Source organism: Moorena sp. SIO3I6 (assembly GCF_010672095.1).
The window spans coordinates 1-1,024 of record NZ_JAAHHU010001744.1; the positions used below are offsets into that span (position 1 = coordinate 1).

The window sequence follows — 1,024 nt, forward strand, 5'->3', positions numbered from 1 at the left end:
GATAAACCCACCGGTAACTAACCCCTCAATTTCAATGAGAAAGTTAAAGCCTTGGTAGGGGTCGAGGCGAGCTCCCAACGCCCCAGTCACTCCAGCGTAAGCCGCGTTTGCTCCTAAAGGCACAACCGATGCTAAAGTTGCCATCATTAACTCCTGGAATTCATGAAACTATCCCCAATTACCGTAACCCAATTATTTGCTCATTCAACTTTTCATTAATACTTGCTACTTGTGCCACCCAGCACTGTCTTTCTTGATGATCCAGACTCATAATCTGGTCATAAGACCAGTGCAAGTGATAAGCAATATAGGCTACCTGATACTTTTAACCCGGACAAATTCTGACATCAAGATGTCAGAAAAGCTGAGTACTACATCCCCGACTGCTTCGAGGAAGGTGGTATCCCACATCGCCTTTCGGCAAAGCCGACGCTACGCGAACAGGAAAATCCCGACGGCTCCATTGAAATCTCTAGGGATTTCGTATCCGCAACGTGGACATTGAAAATTCTTAGAACTACCAAGTTTTCTATGAATGTGTCCGCACTTTGTACAAGTTTTGGAGGTATATTCCTCTGTTATCCTCACTAATTTGGAACCATAACGGTTGCACAAATGCTCTAAAATCTGAGAGAACTGATAAAAAGCCCATGTCATCATCGCCCTAGCTGTCTTGCTTTTTAGTTTTCGCTTCTTTTTGACAACCATCTGCGACGTCTCAAAGGTAGGTAAGACGATCACATCGTAGTTTCTTGCCAAAAACGATGCTACTTGTTTGTGCAATTCAGTTCTCAGACTTCTGATCTTAGTTCTGAGTCTTTCCATAGCTATCCTTAGCTTGTATCGGCGACGTTTGTGTGTGCGTCCTTTTGATTTGTCATGCTCACTTTTTAACTTATCTAGATGGGAACAAAGTTTAGCTATTCTCTGAAAATCATTATTTGCGAACTCCAAGAAATCCGTGCCGTCAAACCCAGTCATGAATGTCCTAACTCCAGGATCTAAAGCTATCACTTTCTTGGTA

Annotated in this window: 2 protein-coding genes; both read right to left on the bottom strand. The window is 43.0% G+C overall.

Annotated elements, in window-relative coordinates; genetic code table 11:
* Positions 1 to 178: 178 nt before the first annotated feature.
* Positions 179 to 307: a DUF6760 family protein gene (locus F6K49_RS54180; RefSeq protein ID WP_366514390.1), complete on the bottom strand. Its 129-nt coding sequence runs from the start codon at positions 305 to 307 to the stop codon at positions 179 to 181.
* A 125-nt stretch (positions 308 to 432) separates the two neighbouring features.
* Positions 433 to 1,024 (bottom strand): transposase (locus tag F6K49_RS52790; protein WP_293111106.1); only part of this gene is annotated, 592 nt, incomplete at its 5' end.